15 protein-coding genes and 1 pseudogene are annotated in these 17924 nt (G+C 36.8%); 12 read left to right on the top strand and 4 right to left on the bottom strand.

All coding sequences use genetic code 11. The annotated features are described in order from the left end of the window. The 8 genes from V7149_RS06180 to V7149_RS06145 all read left to right on the top strand — a co-directional run. Positions 1 to 776, top strand: a 776-nt coding sequence (locus tag V7149_RS06180; protein ID WP_335344778.1) for an ATP-binding cassette domain-containing protein, incomplete at its 5' end; no start/stop codon positions are given. A 30-nt stretch (positions 777 to 806) separates the two neighbouring features. Further along, entirely contained in the window at positions 807 to 1160 is a 354-nt protein-coding gene (locus V7149_RS06175; RefSeq protein WP_335344777.1) for a DUF3899 domain-containing protein, read from the top strand. Between the two features lie 33 nt (positions 1161 to 1193). After that, positions 1194 to 2261 (top strand): M24 family metallopeptidase, encoded by a 1068-nt coding sequence (locus V7149_RS06170; protein WP_335344776.1) that lies wholly within the window; start codon positions 1194 to 1196, stop codon positions 2259 to 2261. Positions 2262 to 2299: 38 nt separating this feature from the next. Next, positions 2300 to 3979 carry a peptide ABC transporter substrate-binding protein gene (locus V7149_RS06165; protein ID WP_335344775.1) on the top strand — a complete coding sequence of 560 codons (1680 nt, stop codon included), beginning with the start codon at positions 2300 to 2302 and terminating at the stop codon, positions 3977 to 3979. 123 nt (positions 3980 to 4102) lie between these two features. After that, positions 4103 to 5107, top strand: coding sequence for a proline racemase family protein (locus tag V7149_RS06160; protein WP_335344774.1), 1005 nt, complete (start codon positions 4103 to 4105; stop codon positions 5105 to 5107). A 671-nt stretch (positions 5108 to 5778) separates the two neighbouring features. Next, complete coding sequence (locus tag V7149_RS06155; protein WP_335344773.1) at positions 5779 to 6375, top strand: NADPH-dependent FMN reductase; 597 nt, start codon at positions 5779 to 5781, stop codon at positions 6373 to 6375. Positions 6376 to 6452: 77 nt separating this feature from the next. Further along, complete coding sequence (locus V7149_RS06150) at positions 6453 to 6767, top strand: thioredoxin family protein (RefSeq protein ID WP_335344772.1); 315 nt, start codon at positions 6453 to 6455, stop codon at positions 6765 to 6767. A gap of 191 nt (positions 6768 to 6958) precedes the next feature. Further along, positions 6959 to 7882 carry a cation diffusion facilitator family transporter gene (locus tag V7149_RS06145; RefSeq protein ID WP_335344771.1) on the top strand — a complete coding sequence of 308 codons (924 nt, stop codon included), beginning with the start codon at positions 6959 to 6961 and terminating at the stop codon, positions 7880 to 7882. 59 nt (positions 7883 to 7941) lie between these two features. Here V7149_RS06145 and V7149_RS06140 read toward each other — a convergent pair. The 3 genes and pseudogenes from V7149_RS06140 to V7149_RS06130 all read right to left on the bottom strand — a co-directional run bounded on the left by V7149_RS06140 (position 7942) and on the right by V7149_RS06130 (position 10736). Then, positions 7942 to 8800: pseudogene (locus tag V7149_RS06140) on the bottom strand (DUF2935 domain-containing protein). A 105-nt stretch (positions 8801 to 8905) separates the two neighbouring features. Next, the gene (locus tag V7149_RS06135; RefSeq protein WP_335526570.1) at positions 8906 to 9133 is read right to left on the bottom strand and encodes a hypothetical protein; all 228 of its coding nucleotides are present in this window, start codon (positions 9131 to 9133) and stop codon (positions 8906 to 8908) included. Between the two features lie 175 nt (positions 9134 to 9308). After that, a complete protein-coding gene (locus V7149_RS06130; protein ID WP_335344769.1) occupies positions 9309 to 10736 on the bottom strand; it encodes a dipeptidase in 1428 nt (475 codons plus the stop codon). 870 nt (positions 10737 to 11606) lie between these two features. Here V7149_RS06130 and V7149_RS06125 point away from each other — a divergent pair. Both V7149_RS06125 and V7149_RS06120 read left to right on the top strand, forming a co-directional pair. Then, positions 11607 to 12533, top strand: a complete 927-nt coding sequence (locus V7149_RS06125; RefSeq protein WP_335344768.1) for a hypothetical protein — start codon at positions 11607 to 11609, stop codon at positions 12531 to 12533. Positions 12534 to 12736: 203 nt separating this feature from the next. Further along, entirely contained in the window at positions 12737 to 13936 is a 1200-nt protein-coding gene (locus V7149_RS06120) for a hypothetical protein (protein WP_335344767.1), read from the top strand. 321 nt (positions 13937 to 14257) lie between these two features. Here the strand turns inward: V7149_RS06120 and V7149_RS06115 are convergent, their stop codons facing one another. Beyond that, positions 14258 to 15136 (bottom strand): AraC family transcriptional regulator, encoded by an 879-nt coding sequence (locus V7149_RS06115; protein ID WP_335344766.1) that lies wholly within the window; start codon positions 15134 to 15136, stop codon positions 14258 to 14260. 162 nt (positions 15137 to 15298) lie between these two features. On the opposite strand from V7149_RS06115, the gene V7149_RS06110 reads away from it, so the two are divergent. Both V7149_RS06110 and dpaL read left to right on the top strand, forming a co-directional pair. Then, positions 15299 to 16546, top strand: a complete 1248-nt coding sequence (locus tag V7149_RS06110; RefSeq protein WP_335344765.1) for a Zn-dependent hydrolase — start codon at positions 15299 to 15301, stop codon at positions 16544 to 16546. Between the two features lie 40 nt (positions 16547 to 16586). Next, positions 16587 to 17813, top strand: a complete 1227-nt coding sequence (gene dpaL, locus V7149_RS06105; protein ID WP_335344764.1) for a diaminopropionate ammonia-lyase — start codon at positions 16587 to 16589, stop codon at positions 17811 to 17813. Positions 17814 to 17924: the final 111 nt, after the last annotated feature.

Below are 17924 nucleotides of genomic sequence, written 5' to 3'. Positions count from 1 at the left end.
TTATTGGACTATATGAAGCATCTGACGGAAAAATTCTATACAACAATGAAAATATTAATAAGAAAAAGTCCTTTAGTGAGGCACAGAAATTAAATCGAAAAATTCAAATGATCTTCCAAGACCCATATTCATCATTGAATCCAAGACAGACAGTTGCGGATATTATTGCAGAAGGTCTAGATATTCATGGCCTTTCTTCTAGTAAAAAAACAAGGATGGAAAAAGTTTATGAATTACTAGAAACGGTTGGTCTAAACCGGGAGCATGCGAACCGGTATCCGCATGAATTCAGCGGAGGACAGCGGCAAAGAATTGGGATAGCAAGGGCGCTAGCAGTAGAGCCAGAATTTATTATTGCCGATGAGCCTATTTCTGCCCTTGATGTTTCCATTCAGGCTCAAGTCGTGAATTTAATGAAAAAGCTGCAGAAAGACAAAGGGCTGACTTATCTATTTATTGCCCATGATCTTTCTATGGTGAAATATATTAGCGACCGAATTGGAGTTATGTATAAAGGAAGACTAGTAGAATTAGCGGAAAGTGATGAGCTATACGATAATCCATTACATCCATACACGAAATCACTTCTATCAGCCATCCCTTTACCTGATCCTGCAACAGAGAAAACACGTACGAGAATTAAATTTGATTCTAGCTTTGCTTGGAATGGTGAAGGAGAGGAGCCAATACTTAGAGAAGTAAAGACAGGTCATTGGCTGGCATGTACAGAACAGGAATATGAGGAATACAAGAATCAAAACACTGATGTCGTCTAAGCGAAAAAAGGAAGTGTCAGGGGGAAAGCAATGAAAAAATCAATTTACATCATTTTGATATCACTGTGTATTTCATTCATTGCAACCTCTTTTGCAAATGGGGATAAATGGATTGACTTTATCAACTTTCTGTTTTTTATCTCTATCACACTGCTTATGTTAGGTGGAATTTTAATAGTACTTAAGGGCGGGATGTTTGATGGAATCATTTATAGCTTTCGGCGTTTTTATAGACGAACATCTAAGCTTGAGAATTATATCTCAGAGCAAACTGGAGAGTTACAAAACACTCCTAAGAATAGTTTAAGTGGTTTATCGGTTCATCCAATTCTTATTTCTGGTACTGCCTTATTTTTATTTTCACTTTTTGCTGCGTATTTATGATGAAATAATAAATTTCAACGGGAGGAAATACAAATGAAACGACTAGAAAAATTGAGAGAATTGTTCGATGGCTTTGGAATTGATACATTGCTGATTACGAATGATCAAAACCGCAGATATCTAACAGGTTTTACTGGAACGGCCGGGTTAGTATTGATTACGAAGGAAGAAGCATTGCTATTAGTAGATTTTCGCTATGTAAGACAAGCAAACGAGCAGGCCAAAGATTTTTCCATCGTTCAAGTAAGCACAAAAGCAGAATTGCTCTCTGAAGTTGTTCGACAAACAGAGCGATTAAATATTTCGAAGCTTGGATTCGAACAAACTCACATGAGCTTTTATTCTTATTCCGAGTATCAAGCCCAATTAAAAGCAGAAATGGTTCCACTAACAGGAGCGATTGAAAAGCTTCGGATGATTAAGGATGAAGAGGAAATAAGCATTATTAGAGAAGCAGCAGAAATAGCGGATGCTGCATTTACACATATTCTCGAGTTTATTAAACCAGGAATCAAGGAAATAGAAGTTTCCAATGAATTAGAGGCATATATGAGAAAACTTGGGGCAACTTCCTCCGCTTTTGATACGATAGTTGCGTCAGGGTACCGTGGTGCTTTTCCTCACGGTGTGGCAAGTTCAAAAATGATTGAAAAAGGCGATATGGTAACACTAGACTTTGGTGCTTACTATAAGGGCTATCGTTCTGATATCACGAGAACGATTGCGGTTGGCGAACCGAAGGAAGAATTAAAAGAAATTTATCATATTGTACTAGAGTCGCTTTCAACAGCCTTAGCCGGCATAAAGCCAGGGATGACTGGAAAAGCAGCAGATGCTTTATCAAGAGATTTTATTACCGAAAAAGGCTATGGCAAGCAATATGGCCACGGCTCAGGTCATGGTATTGGATTAGATATTCATGAAGAGCCGTTCAAAAATACAAAGTGTGAGATTGTGATTGAGCCTAATATGGTCCTCACGGTTGAACCGGGTATTTATATTCCAGAACTTGGAGGAGTCCGTATTGAAGATGATATTCTTATCACCCAGGCCGGAATTGAAATTATCACGAAATCTCCAAAAGAATTAATTATTTTATAGCAGCAATGCAAAAAACATATAAAAAAGGGGCAATTCCAATGAAAATCAAAAGTACTATCATCCTTGCTTTCATGCTTCTATTAAGTTCCTTTTTAACAGGTTGTTATGGAGGAGAAAGTAAGCAAACAACTACAACTTCAGAAGGAGATAGCAGCAAGGAAGAAGTTCAAGCAGTAAGTGAGCAAGTCCTCAACCTCGTTGAAGGCGGAGAACTGCCAACCCTTGATACTCTAGGACTATTCGATGCACTATCAAGCAGAACCATGAATAATATTTTTGAAGGACTTTACAGACTTGACGAATCTCATGCACCTGTACCAGGTATGGCAGAAAGCTATGAGCTAAGTGAGGATGGAAAAGTTTATACATTCAAAATCCGTTCAGATGCAAAATGGAGCAATGGAACATCTGTAACGGCAAAGGATTTCGAATTTGCATGGAAGAAGGCAATCAATCCTGACACTCTATCAACCTATTCTTACCTTTTCAATGATATTAAAAATGCTGCAGCAATCCAGGATTCCGAAAATAGCTTATTTGGAAAGGTAGATGAATTAGGCGTTAAAGTAATAGATGACCAAACATTGCAAATTGAACTAGATCATCCAGTACCTTACTTTTTAAGCTTAGTTACTTATCCAGTATTTTTCCCGCAAAATAATGAATTTGTGGAATCTCAAGGGGATCAATATGCCCTAGAAGCAGCGAACCTTATTTATAACGGTCCTTTCGTATTAGATTCTTGGGAGCATGAGGTTGGCTGGACTTATAAGAAAAATTCAAACTATTGGGATGCTGCGACAGTTAAGCTAGAAACCATCAATGTCAAAGTTGTTAAAGAAGCAGCAACAAGGGTTAATCTGTATGACACAGGAAAACTTGATTTAACTGAGATCGCGTCTGAATTTATTGGCCAATATGCAAATACACCAGAATTCCATACATTGCTAAAGCCAGAAGTATTCTTTATCCGCATGAATCAACAGAATAAATACTTGGCTAATGTAAATATCCGTAAGGCCATTGATATGGGGTGGGATAAGAAAGCTGCTGCAGAAAGCCTGTTAAATAACGGCTCTGTGCCCGCTTATTATTTAGTTCCTAAAGAATTTGCATTTGATGAAAGCGGGAACGACTTCCGTACAAAATACGCTGGCTTTAATAATGAAGGAATCGAGAAAGCAAAGGAATATTGGGAAAAAGGGTTAGAAGAGCTAGGTGTTAATAGCATCGAGTTAGAATTTCTAAGCTACGACAGCGAGGAAAGAAAACGCGTCAGCGAATATTTCAAAAATCAGTTAGAGACCAATTTGCCTGGCTTAACTATTAAAATCAATCAGCAGCCTAATAAGCAAAAGCTAGCCTTAGAATCAAGCCTGCAATATGATCTTACTTATTCTGGCTGGGGTCCGGATTTCCAAGACCCAATTACGTTTATGGATCTTTATCTATCTGATGGCCCATATAACTGGTCAAATTACGGGAACGAGAAATTCGATAGTCTCATAACAGAAGCAAAAACAAATCCAACTGATGTTCAAAAAAGATGGGAGAATATGCAGGAAGCTGAAAGAATCCTAATCGAAGAGGATGCAGCCATTTCTCCGATGTACCAATCTGGTCTTGCCCAGTTGAAAAAGCCATATGTTAAAGGATATGTGGCTCACCCATTTGGAGTATTTGCTTCTTATAAGTGGACCTATATTGAAGGGAAATAATTTCGTTAATCTTAGTCCGTGTCAATTCTTATGGGGCGGACTAAGAATATGAAAAGGATTTTATATGATTTAAGTTCCAATAATACTCGATCTAATAAAACTATTTAAATTGGAGGTAATTCAATGAACTTCAGCAAAATGTTTACAACCGTTGATTTGCATGTTGCAGGAGAACCGTTACGTGTTATTACTGGCGGATTTCCAGAAATAAAAGGTGACACTCAGTTGGAAAGACGTGCCTATTGTATGGAGCACTTAGACCACCTAAGAGAAATATTAATGTACGAACCACGTGGCCATCATGGAATGTATGGGTGCATCATTACTCCTCCAGCAAGTCCGCATGCTGATTTCGGGGTGCTGTTTATGCATAATGAAGGATGGAGTACGATGTGCGGTCATGGGATTATCGCTGTGATGACGCTCGGCATTGAGACAGGCATGTTTGATCTATCAGGCGGAAAAGAAAAATTTATTATCGATAGCCCAGCAGGCGAAGTAGTCGCTTATGCAAAATATAATGGAAATCAAGTAGAATCCGTTTCATTTGAAAATGTCCCTTCATTTGTTTATAAGAAGGATGTCCCAGTGAAAATTGACGGCTATGAATTTAATGTTGATATTGCTTATGGAGGCGCTTTTTACGCTGTTGTTGATAGTAAAGAAATGGATTTGAAAGTAAACTTTAAAGATGTAGCGGCCCTCCAAACATGGGGCGGGAAAATCAAACATTACATCGAAAGCCAAATGGAAGTGAAACATCCGCTTGAGCCTGGATTAAAGGGAATCTATGGAGTTATTTTTTCAGACGAGCCAAAAAAAGAAGGGGCAGATCTTCGGAATGTGACGATTTTTGCTGATGAACAAGTTGACCGTTCACCATGTGGAAGTGGAACCTCTGCCAGAGCTGCAACACTCGTAGAGCATGGCCGTCTAAAAGAGGGAGAAAGCTTTGTCCATGAGTGTATTACCGATGGCCAATTTATTGGCGAAATATTATCGCTCACTAAGGTAGCAGATTATGACGCCGTTGTTTCTAAAGTATCCGGGCAGGCTTTTATTACCGGATTCCATCAATTTGTCGTAGATCCAAGAGATCCGTTGAAGCAAGGATTTTTATTAGCCTAATAGACGATCTTAAATTTGAATTGACAAAAGCCGATTGTAGCCATCCATTACATTCGGCTTTTTCTAGTTTATCCGCTATCACTCCTAAAAATGCAGTATAATTTAAGACAGCAGATAATTAAATTACTTGACACAATTTACATACAAAAATATAATTACTTACATAAAGTAACTTATTTATAAAAAATTAAGATGATTGTCCGAATGACTAATCATAAAGATAGTAAATAGGTTACCAGCCTGTAGTTTAATGAATTAATTCGAAAAAAAATATTTTTAATCTGTTGACAATCAAAAATGAATATATTATCATTATCTCATATTCAAGATAAATAATTTAAAGATATATGAATTAAGGGTTATCTCAAAAATATTCGAACTTGATCAAAATTCAATTTATAAGATGGAACTATTTTTTTGCCTTAATATCTCAAGGTTGAGATTCTTGAAAGGTAGATGAATAAGTTGAATTTATATTTGAAAAACTAGTAAAAGTACTGCAATAACAATAATTTTTTAAGTGGATCACGGTAATAATAAAGCTTGAACCTCACAATAAACTGATAGCGAAAATAAGGAACAAAAAGGCAGAGCACAATGCCAATTTAAAGGGGTTGATGCTTTAATAAACTTTTTTAAAAACGACATAATAATATAGGTGGTGCAGGAAAATGGGTTTTTTAAACAGACTATTTGGTGGAACAGATCAGAAGGAGGAAAATACAATGACTAAATTAAACATCGGAATTATTTTAGGAAGCACACGTCAAGGACGTGTAAGCCCGCAGGTTGGAGAATGGGTAAAAGGAATTGCAGACAAACGTGGAGATGCAAATTATGAAATCGTAGATATTGCAGACTTTAATCTGCCATTCTTAGGAACAACAGATGGTACAGAACCTGGAATCGCAGCATGGAATGAAAAGCTTGCTAACTTAGATGGATTCGTATTCATCGTTCAAGAATACAATCACAGTATTACTGGAGCATTAAAAAATGCACTTGATTTTGCACGTGAAGCATGGAACAATAAAGCAGCAGGTATTGTAAGCTATGGTTCAACTGGTGGAGCTCGTGCAGCAGAACATTTACGCGGCATCATGGGAGAATTATTGATTGCTGATGTTCGCACACATCCAACATTGTCATTATTTACTGATTTTGAAAATATGTCTGAATTCAAACCAGCTGAATTACACCTCAATAATGTTAATGACATGCTTGACCAAGTAAACGCTTGGAGCGGTGCATTAAAAACGATTCGATAAGAATCATATAAATGGGAGGGGATTATAATCAATCCCTTCCCTTTTTGACTTTAATGGGAAATGTAGGAGGGAAAAAAATGAAACAAGTAAAATCGCAGCAAGAATATCGTGAGCAAATAACAAATGATGAGCTTTCTGTGGGCATTTTTACAACTACTTGGTGCCCTGATTGCAAACGATTAGATATGTTTATTAACGATATCATAGAGGAGAATCCCGATAAGAAATGGTTTACTATTGATCGAGATGAATTCCCGGAAATTTCTGAGGAACAATCAGTAATGGGAATCCCATCTTTATTAGTTTTTAAAAATGGCGAAAAGCTTGCTCATTTACATAGTGCTAATGCAAAAACGCCAGAGCAAGTAAAAGAATTCTTAAATAATCTATAAAGAACAAAAAGCTAATCGGAACCATGTGATTAGCTTTTTTTTGTTCATTTGGGGCAAATGTATCTAGATTTTCCCTAGCTCAACTTTTTTGCCCATTCGTTATTTTTATATAATGATGAAAAATCGTTGCTCTAGACCCACATACAGAACAGTTGATAAGATATGGGAGGGATAAGAGAAGGGGAGTAGCCATGGAGAAACTAAGATACGAACAACTAAAGATGGGTGAACGTGGAGTTATAGTTAGTATCAGTGCTTATATTATTTTATCTTTGCTAAAGCTGATTATTGCAGCTGCGACCAACTCTGAAGCTCTAAAGGCAGATGGATTGAATAATGTGACGGATATTATTGCTTCAACGGCTGTCCTCATTGGATTGAAGCTTTCCCGAAAGCCTCCTGACGATGACCACCCATATGGGCATTGGAAGGCGGAAGGTGTGGCAACATTAGTAGCTTCCTTTATTATGGTGTCAGTTGGGATTCAAGTGCTGTATGGGGCTGCTCACTCTTTCTTCGATATGGAAAAGAAAGCGCCAGATTTAATTGCAGCGTGGACAGGAATTTTTTGCGCTGTGGTCATGTTTGGTGTTTATCGATATAATCTTAAGCTTGCTAATAAAATTAATAGTCAATCTGTTATGGCTGCTGCTAAGGATAATTTATCCGATGCCTGGGTAAGTATTGGAGCGGCAGTTGGGATAATCGGGTCCCAATTTCATATACCATGGCTTGACCCACTTGCAGCCATGATAGTGGGTATTCTTATTTGTAAAACAGCTTGGGAGATTTTCCGAGAAGCCTCACATCATTTGACAGACGGCTTTGATGAAAAATTATTAGAGGACTATAAAACAACAATTCTAAATACCTTTGGGGTAAAAGGAATAAAAGAAATTAGAGCTAGAAATTACGGGAATAATACGGTTGTCGATATCGTAATCCTCGTTAATTCAAAATTACACCTACAGGAAGCTCATGATATTTCAACCATTGTCGAGAACGTACTCATACAGGAACATGGTGTCTATACGGTACATGTCCATGTTGAACCAAACTCTGTTACAGGACCAACTCAAAAATCATTAAACGATAAAAATAGTCTAACGGATTAGCAAATAGAAAGCTGAGTCCGTTAGACTTTTTCTATGAAGATTGCCCCTCATATCATTTATTAAATAGTTCGTGGCTTTACTCCTGTAAGATGTGCTTCAAACATATCAATAATTTCTAGGAATCTTTCGGCTTCACGGAAGACATGATCTGCTAATAATGGGTGGATAATACTTTTTATTTTACATTCCCCAATTAAATCTCTTGCCGTTTTCTTGAAGTCCTTCAGCGAAGCAACAGACACACGATTCTGATCAAGGAATTGATCTAGAAGAGGAACAGTCTGAGANNGTCTGAGACTGCGGCTTCATAGATTCTAAATCTCTTGCTTGAAAAACTAATTGATCAAAATCATTGCTGAAATTTCGGGCCAAATCAACTAGCTTTCTTTCTGACGGATCGAGAAGATGTCCGATGAATTGGGCATGATCAGCCATGATCCTTAAGAAGAAAACATTCTCCTTAATAATTGCATCGGGTAATGCCTTCAATTTCCCTTCATTTAACTCAATTAACCGTTTTCGAAAATAATTGGCTTCCCTGCTTGTGTGATCAATTAAAAGGGGAAAATTATTTGCCCCTGGTAATTTGCAAGAAAGTACTAATCCTAACACCTTCCGCTTAAAGGCAAAAATATTCGTTGCAGCTTGCATGACTTCGGTATTAAACCTTCTTATTTGATCAGGAGTCGTTTGATTTGTAAAAGCATGAGATTGCTGTTCGATCTGTTCAAAAATATGATAAAACTGATTTGCCTCCGCAATTAATTGTGTATCCTCACATCTGAAACCTAATCTGAGAAATAGTGAATGCTCCTTCATGATCCTCGACCAAAAACGAATTTCATCTAATGAGCGTGTAACGAACATCACTGGATTAATTTGAGTGTAATGATCTGGTGAGTGTTCAGGCATGGTCATATCCATTCCCCCTTTAATAAACTTTGTCTTTAAAATTTATTAGTAAGAAGGATGAATATACATTGTCCTAATAATCTTTAAGTAAATTTACTTAGATTGTAAGGGTTAACCAGTAGTTTTTTTACTATCATTCTCCTTTTTCTCTTCTTTTGGAATAAATACTCCTTTATTAGGATCCCACTTCATGCCGCTTTTCTGTGCGTGAATTCCGTAAATGGTATTGTGTATTAAATCTCTAGATATCACTGTAGCCCCAGTTACTAATATTCCTTGAACGACAGATTCGATTTCAAATCCATAATGTAAAAGGCAAGCAATGATAGCAAAAAACAATTTTATCCAGGCATGACTCCATAGCGGAATATGTGGTGTTTGCCTCAGAAACAAACCAAGGGATTATTTTACGCCTATCAGTATGAGGGATTGATACCTGATTCAATCAAAAAAAGAAGAACACAATGCATCTGCACGTGTTCTCCAACCTTTTCTTTAAATAAACCCTGAAGCTTTATTGATCAACGTAGAAAATTCTGGTTTCTCTGGTGATTTTACCTGCATTATTTGCAACTTCGAACGTAACTACATGGAATTTTTCTTTTAATGGTTCTTTCACCTGGAAGAAGAGGGTTGAATTTTCTTTATCAAAATTTGGCTTAAATTCAATGCCATCAACGATTACACGGATACTGGCCTCATCTAATTTAGATCCTTTATCGCGTACGATAGTAGCTTTCAAAAGAGGTGTATTGCTTTGAATCACTTCACCCATTTTGAATGCTGGGATAACAGAAATCTTTTGGCCAACATTGTCAGGGGTATGTGCAGCTGCCTTTTCTACTTCTTTTAACACACGTAGTGTATTCTGCCCTAATAATTTCTCAAGATCTTGTTTAGTGTAACCTCTTTTCACTAATTCCTCTGTTACCTTATACAATTCCGAAGAATCTTTTATATCGGATGGCAGTGGCCCCCCATCAAAATCAGAGCCAAGTGCTACATGATCGATGCCAATCAATTTAACAGCATAATCAATATGATCTGCATAGTCCTTTATATGGTTTGGTTTTGCAGGATACTCATACGTCAAAAATTCTGGATAAAAAACAATGCCTACTACCCCTCCATTTTTAGCTAATGCCTTAAGCTGGTCATCAGTTAAATTTCGCTGATGATTTCTTAATGAATGGACTGCAGAGTGACTCGCAATAATCGGAGCTTTAGAAACCTTTATAACATCCCAAAACGTATTTTCAGACATATGCGAAACGTCAATGATCATTCCAAGTTTATTCATTTCTTCTGCGACTTTTTTACCCAGTTCTGTCAACCCGCCTTGAGAAGGGGTTCTATTAGGATCCCCATATGCTCGGTTTGCTCCTTCCCCTAAGGCATTTGAATAGTTCCAGGTAAATCCTACTGCTCTTACCCCAAGGTCGTAATATTGATGAAGTAAGCCAATCGCATTATGTTCCTCTAAGGAATATGCTCCTTCAATCGTTGGTACAGCAGCGATTTTTCCATTCTGAACGGCTTTCTCAATTTCCTTTAAAGAAGGGGTGATACTGAAGATATCTGAATTCCTGTCCTCAGTCCAGTAGAGAGCATTAATTAAAGCTAATGTCCTGCTTATGCTGCGGGGATTATTTCCGTAGTACCCAGATGTATAAGCAGCAAAAAACGGAACTTTTAGCCCTCCCTCATGGAGTTTTGGGATATCAATATGGAATGGAGTATTATTTTTAATATCGGTCGTTGGCAGCCATGAATTTGGATCAACAACCTTCATCATCGTATCATTATGGCTATCCACAACTATCGAGTTAAAATGGATATCTAATGCGTTTGAACCGTTTGCGGATACTTCATTTTGTTGATATGTAAGTGAGCCGGAAAATATTAATAAAACAGCCGCGAGAAAAACAAACATTTTTTTCATTAGAGAACCTCCTTATAAGTTAGTAAACTATAAATCTCGTTATAATCTTTTTTGCTAGATCCGTACCTATTTAGGGTAAATCCCTCCTTAATCCCTATGATTTATAAGCAAGTGATTCTTGTGGTTTAGATCATTATATAACCGTATTTTTCCATTTTCAAACATTACTGAACATTCAGTAATATAGTCCTGTCCTCATATATACCTTTAATCACACTTTAGAAAACAGATTGTTACAAAGGGCTTAATCCCTTTGATAATGCAATAACTCTATGAAAGTACAATGAATAAAAAAGAATCACAGTGTGGGAGGAGCACAGTGATTCTTTTCCTTGCTTTTGCTATTTAAAAATTCATTCAATGATGATCGATATGGTTTCCGAATGGGCTGCTAGTGATTTGGAAGTGATCTCCAGACTGCACTTTGGGAGGGAGGCCACGGTGCAGCGGTGATTGCAGGTGGGGGTGCTGCAATCACCGCCGCATATTGAATGACTCGAAGCTACCTTTTTTATAGAGGATGATACTGCTTGCTTGATAAGGTGGGGCGAAATTAGGTGTTCTATCCTTTTTCATATATATTCACAGCTACCTTTTATCTTTCGTCCTAGAAAAAGGGGCTGTCCTTAATGTACACATGATTCATTCGACACCCTAAAAAACGGTAATTAAACCCTATTTACCCTAAGATTGTTTATAAAATATAATTTGATTTGTTAGTGTAATTTGTAAATATAAGGAAAAAGGTATTTTGTTCATATTGCTTTTAATAATACAAAGGAGAGGATGTAATCTTATTAATAATTTCTGTTTTATACAGATGATTGTAAATAGTAGAAAATGAGTTTACAAAGTTAGGAGGAAAGAGAGATGAAACTTAAGCCAATATTAGCCATATTATTAAGTGGTATTCTTTTTATAAGTCCGCTAGAAGGAAATGCACAAAGTAATGAAGTAAATAAAGAGGTATTAAGTGTAATTGAATCTAAGATTCAGGAGATAGATAGTTTACTTTTATCAAGTCCGGATAAAGTACAATGTTATGAAAAGTGTACTCAAGCTGAGATTGAAAAACAAAAAGAGACTTTTTTAGATCAAGTAAACAATATACATGTTGAAATAGAAGAATACTTTAATTCTCTTGATGAGTCTGTGCAAACATACGAATTTGAGGAACTGGTTGAAAAGTTAGATGAATTGGACTTAGAAGCAAATAGAGTTCAGGGTGAAGGAGAGGGGAGCGACTCTATTTCAATGGAAGGTACGGACGAGTTTAACTCTCTTTCTGCTACTACTTACTGGCGTTATGGTGATATTTTGTATTACGGAATAGGTAGCGATAATGCTGCTGGCGAGCCTTCTTTTACAGGTCATACAGCTGTGCTGTCAACCACTGATTATTATGTAATTGAAGCATCCAGAACATCAAAATCCGGAAATAAAGTCTTTCATTGGAATAGAGATAAGCTATGGAAAGGCGCTTCTGGCATTAAGCAATATAAAGTAACTACTCTATTTGGAACAAACGCTACCGTAGCAGAAAGAAAAAAGGCAGTTACATTTGGTTTAAACCAAAGAGGTGAACCATATTCACTTAAAACGGCTCTTTGGAATAACAATTATTGGTATTGCTCTAAGCTAACGATGAGACAGTGGTATGATGCAGGATATGATCTGCGAGGTGCTAGAGGTTTACATTGGAGTGGATTTTTACTTGTCATTCCATTTGATATTAGAATTGATGCAAATACGCGTTTAATAAAGGATTGGGGCAGGTCATTACCTGGTAAAATTTAATTTACAAATCCAGGGTCCAACTCCACCATCTTTAAGACTGTAACGCTTTTAGCCTTCCCATTCGACCTCCATACTTGAGTAACAGAAGTAATTATCAGTAAAAAAGCCACCTGCTTTAGCAGGTGGTCGTTTAAGGATAAGAAAAAACAAAAGATTCTAAATTATTCTAATAATATTAAAGAATAAGGGTATCTGGAGGAATTATGAAACGAAAATTACTTTTTGTTGCTATCATAACAATATTGATTGGATTCATGATTACTATTTATACTTGGAATAAATCATCAGATAATAGTAACCGCATAGTTGTTAAAGGAATTGAAAATTTTAGTCCTAAGATAGAAGGTCCAGAAGAAGATCGTTATTTATTATTCTATCCAGCCGATCCAAGAACCTCTCAATCATTTACACTAGTTAAGGAAGTATCCATAACGGGAGAAGTGCTAAAGGAGTATGAAATTAGAGATAACCAATTTTTCCGAATGGAAATTCATCAAAAGCCAAATGAAATCAACCAGCTGTATGTTTCTTTTTTCGGTGCGGCTGCCATCGATAATTGGTTTTATACTTATGATATAGATCAACGCAAATTTAAAAAGGTTAATTTAACCTATTTTAACTATGATGTAGGTGTTGATCATATTAAACATTTTGGTCAGGATGTTTTATTCCAAACCAATGTCTCGCATAGAACAGGGGATCAAAATACAAATGAAGATAACCAATTTAACATGTCTATTTCTAACTTTTCTAGAGAAAAAAGTTATGAAACTGAATATGGTTATCCGCCAAACTGGTCTCCGCTATTACAGCTTGGAGAAAAAATCATCTATGCAGGAAATGGACAGGTGAATGATGAAGGAATTGCCGATCAAGCTTTTATAGGGATCATTGATAGCCAAAATGAGTCCGTTGAATATACAAACTTCAATAAACAATCGACAGAATTTTATCCCTTATATGCAAAAGAGAACCAAGCTTATATAATTGGCAATTATGGAAAGCTCTTTATAATAAATAAAGACGGCGATTATAAAACATACGAACCCTTTAAAGAATTACCACCTCAAAGTTTCTATTATAAGATTGAAGGCGGCGGTACACTTTTACTAAATGAAGAGGCTGCTTTGCACAGCGTATATAATGAGAGCTCAGGAACCACGTTAGGTTTGTTGTCATTTAAAGAGAAACCAACATTCACTGTTCTAGATAAAGATTATATAAAAAAAGAAAACTCGTATAGGCTATTATATCAAGACATAAACAAACAAGAAATTTACTTACTTGAAACAGATGGTGAAAAACATGGTAACTTACTAGTTCTAGACAATCATTCTTTTGATTTAGTCCATAAAATCCCTGTCGATTATGAGTATTTACTGGATTTTGTCATTAAAAAATGATTGTGAACCGATCAGTTTAGAAAAAACACCCCATGTCCAACTGCGGTCACTGAAAAAGTCCAATTTTTAATAAAGGCAGTTGAAAGTTCAATCTAACGAACTTTCAACTGCCTTTTTGCTTAATAATATTGTTATCAAATGTATGTAGTGGTATCCAAATCAATAGTATATTTTCCCTTTTTCTTCAAATCGGCCGTACTAAAATTGTATCCACATGTATTTTGCAAGAAAACAGTGCATAATTGTGCAAGACTTTTTGCAGAGTTTTTCCACCCAAATCTAAATACTGTTCTTTTCTAACATGCCCACACTATGGATTATTTATCTTAATTTTTTGTATGCATATGGAGTCATGTTCATGGAATTTCTGAATAAATCAATAAAATAGCTTGTACTATTAAAACCAACTTGATAAGCAACTTCAGTAACATTAAGATCACCTTGCTGCAGTAAATATAAGCTTTTTTGGATTCGATAATCTTTTACATAATTTAAAGGTGTACAATTTAAATACCGCTTGAAATATCGACAGCATTCAGAACGGCTTAGTTGACCAGCCTTTGCAATATCCTCCAGCATTATTTTTTCTGGATAATGCTGATGTATATAACTTAACATTTGTTTCATTCTATGGCCCTTTACTATTTCTGTCTGAACATATTCTAGTTGAATACCATTCACGATTAAATTTTTCCAAATGAATGTTAGCTGCATCGATATATCAATTTCATAGTACGCTGGTTTTTGCTCAATATATTGATGTATTTCCATAATTGCATTTAAAATGTTTTTCCCCCAAAGCTGATTTGCATCTACATATAGGTAAGGGAAATTCGTAGCTTGAATATAGGGCTTTACATAAGGAGTATAGAGTTCTTGCGCTAAAACAAAGTGAGGTGAAATATTTAAGCAAATATAAATACAACCCGACTGATCTTTTTCTTGTGCCTTGTGTAAGCATCCACTATTTATAAACAGTCCATCGCCTTCTCGAACAACTATCTGATCTTCATTAATTTGAAATATGGCTTCCCCTTTTACGATTAACACAAATTGAAATTCGTCATGCCAATGAAGTGGAATATAGCCATGTATATTTTGTTTAATGGTAGTCTCATAACATGCTATCGGCATAACGACTGTATGATGTTTGGTAAGCTCTTTTAAGCTTTCATCTACCATGAAGTTTTTCATTTGCATAACTAAAACCTCAATATATTTATATTTTTCTATTCAATAATAGTATTATTCTAACGAATATTAACTTAATATTAACACAATTGTTGCACTTAAGAAAATTTATCATCAAAATAATAATTTCTTCACATCTGTTTTATTTTCATTTTAAAAGGGGAACTGAACATGACATTTACTAGTTTAAATCTATCAATCAAATCGGACCGCCTACTTAACCGTCTTCAAGAACTTGGCCGAATTGGTCGAGACAATGACAACAAACTTACTAGATTAGCCGCATCAGATGCAGACAAAGCAGGCCGGGACCTATTTGTTACTTGGATGAAGGAATCTGGATTGGAGGTTATGATCGATAGAATTGGTAATATCTTTGGCATTTGGTATAGTCCTGAAAATAGAAATGAAGAACCAATTATGATCGGTTCTCACATTGACACAGTCATTAACGCTGGTATTTTTGATGGATGCTATGGAGTCCTTTCTGGTCTTGAAATCATAAACACTTTGCAAGAGACAGGTTTTATTCCTACTCGTCCAATTGCAGTTGCAGCATTTACGAACGAAGAGGGTGTACGATATACCCCTGATATGATGGGCTCCCTTGTATTTGCTGGTGGACTCCCTGTTGATGAGGCACTTGCAACGGTGGGAACGGATGGAACACTTTTGGGCGAAGAACTTGAACGTATTGGATATGCTGGCACGAAGGACCCTGGGTTTATTAAGCCATACGCTTATATCGAACTTCATATCGAACAAGGTCCAATTCTTGAGAACGTGGGGATTCCAATTGGTGCTGTGGAGAATCTTCAAGGTATTTCATGGCAGCGCATTACGATTGAAGGTGTTGCAAATCACGCTGGTACTACCCCAACTAATATGCGACATGATGCGGGACTTGCGGCTGCACGGGTGATCACATATTTACGTGATCGTGCGAACAATTCTAATGGACAAACTGTTGCAACAGTTGGAACGATTGAATTAAAGCCAAATGCTGTTAATGTCATTCCATCTTTTGCAACATTCACTGTTGATTTGCGTGATCCAAACGAACAGAGATTGCAAGATGAGGAGCAAGCACTTGCAAACTATCTTAAAGAACTAGCTTCTTCTGATGAAGTAACCATTACTTCTGAACAACTAGTACGTTTTCAGCCAGTTTCATTTGACGAAACAATCGTTAAACTAGTTGAGCAAGCTGCTAGCGGGCGCGGACTCCAATCAAAACGAATGACATCTGGCGCGGGACATGATGCTCAAATGATGGCTCGTGTTTGCCCAACAGCGATGATCTTCGTTCCAAGTATCGATGGGATTAGTCATAATCCTAAGGAATATACAAAAGATACAGACTTAGTAGCTGGAGCTAATGTAATACTTGACGTAATTAGCAATCTTGCAGGTAATTGAGATAGAGGTCATCGCAATACTATAATAGGAGGTTCTTAAAATGCAGAAAACAGTAAATTCCGTAATGAGGTTTGCGAAAAACAACTTTTATTCACCTGAATATAACGAAGAGGAATTATCGGCATTTGCAGAAAAAGATATAAATGGAGTTCTTGAATTTCAAAAAACACATAAATCCTACAATGAAACTCCTTTGTATCAATTAAAGCAATTAGCTAAGCACTTAAACATTGCTGATATAAGGGTAAAGGATGAATCCCAACGATTTGGTCTTAATGCGTTCAAAGTAATGGGTGGGATCTACGCTGTTGCGAAATATTTAGCTGAACAACTAGGTGAGAATATTGAGGATCTTTCCTTCGAAAAATTACAATCTCCTAAAATCAAAGAAAAGCTAGGTGAATTAACTTTTATTTCAGCAACAGATGGAAATCATGGACGGGGTGTCGCTTGGGCAGCAAGGGAGCTTGGACATAAATGTATCATTTATTTGCCAAAAGGTTCGTCCATACAGCGCTTGACTGCCATCCGCGATGAAGGAGCTTCTGCGGATATTACAGAAATCAATTATGACGACACGGTTAGGTTATGTGCAAATTTAGCTGATACAAATGGCTGGATAATGGTGCAGGATACTGCTTGGGATGGGTATGAGGAAATCCCCCTTTGGATTATGCAGGGCTATGCCTCGATGGCAACGGAAATTGTGGAACAATTGAAAAAAGACGTTGCAGAACCACCAACGCATATTTTCCTTCAAGCAGGAGTGGGTTCATTTGCTGCGGCCATTGCTGGTTATATGGTTCGTTATTATCGAGATAATCCTCCGATCATTGTCGTGGTTGAACCAGATCAAGCTGATTGTTATTATCGATCGTATTCAACTAAAGAAGGAAGCAGAGAAATCGTCACTGGAGAAATGAATACCATTATGGCGGGATTAGCTTGTGGGGAACCGAATACAACAGCTTTTGAGTTATTGCGTCATTATGCTGTTGGTGCATTATCTTGTCATGATAGTATTGCTGCCCTAGGAATGCGGGTATACGGGAATCCAATGAAAGGCGATCCGCGTGTTATCTCGGGAGAGTCAGGTGCAGTAACTTTGGGTGCCCTTTACTACTTAAGAAAACTAGCAGACGACCCGAAAGTGTGCCAAGAGATTTCACTGGATTCAAACTCTCGGGTACTACTCATAAGCACAGAAGGAGATACAGATCTAGCAAAATATCAACAGGTTGTATGGGAAGGTCTTTGTCCAAATTGATTGGAAATTATTAGTGGAAACGATAAAGGAGACATTTCGTGTACTGTTCACGAAGAGTATTTTGAAGAGGTTTCTACAAGATGAAGCTTCCTGCTTTGAAAAGAATTTTTT

Origin of the sequence: Bacillus sp. JJ1503 (assembly GCF_036965125.1) — a bacterium.
GTDB lineage: Bacteria > Bacillota > Bacilli > Bacillales > Cytobacillaceae > Cytobacillus.
This window is presented reverse-complemented; position numbering and strand designations above follow the sequence as displayed.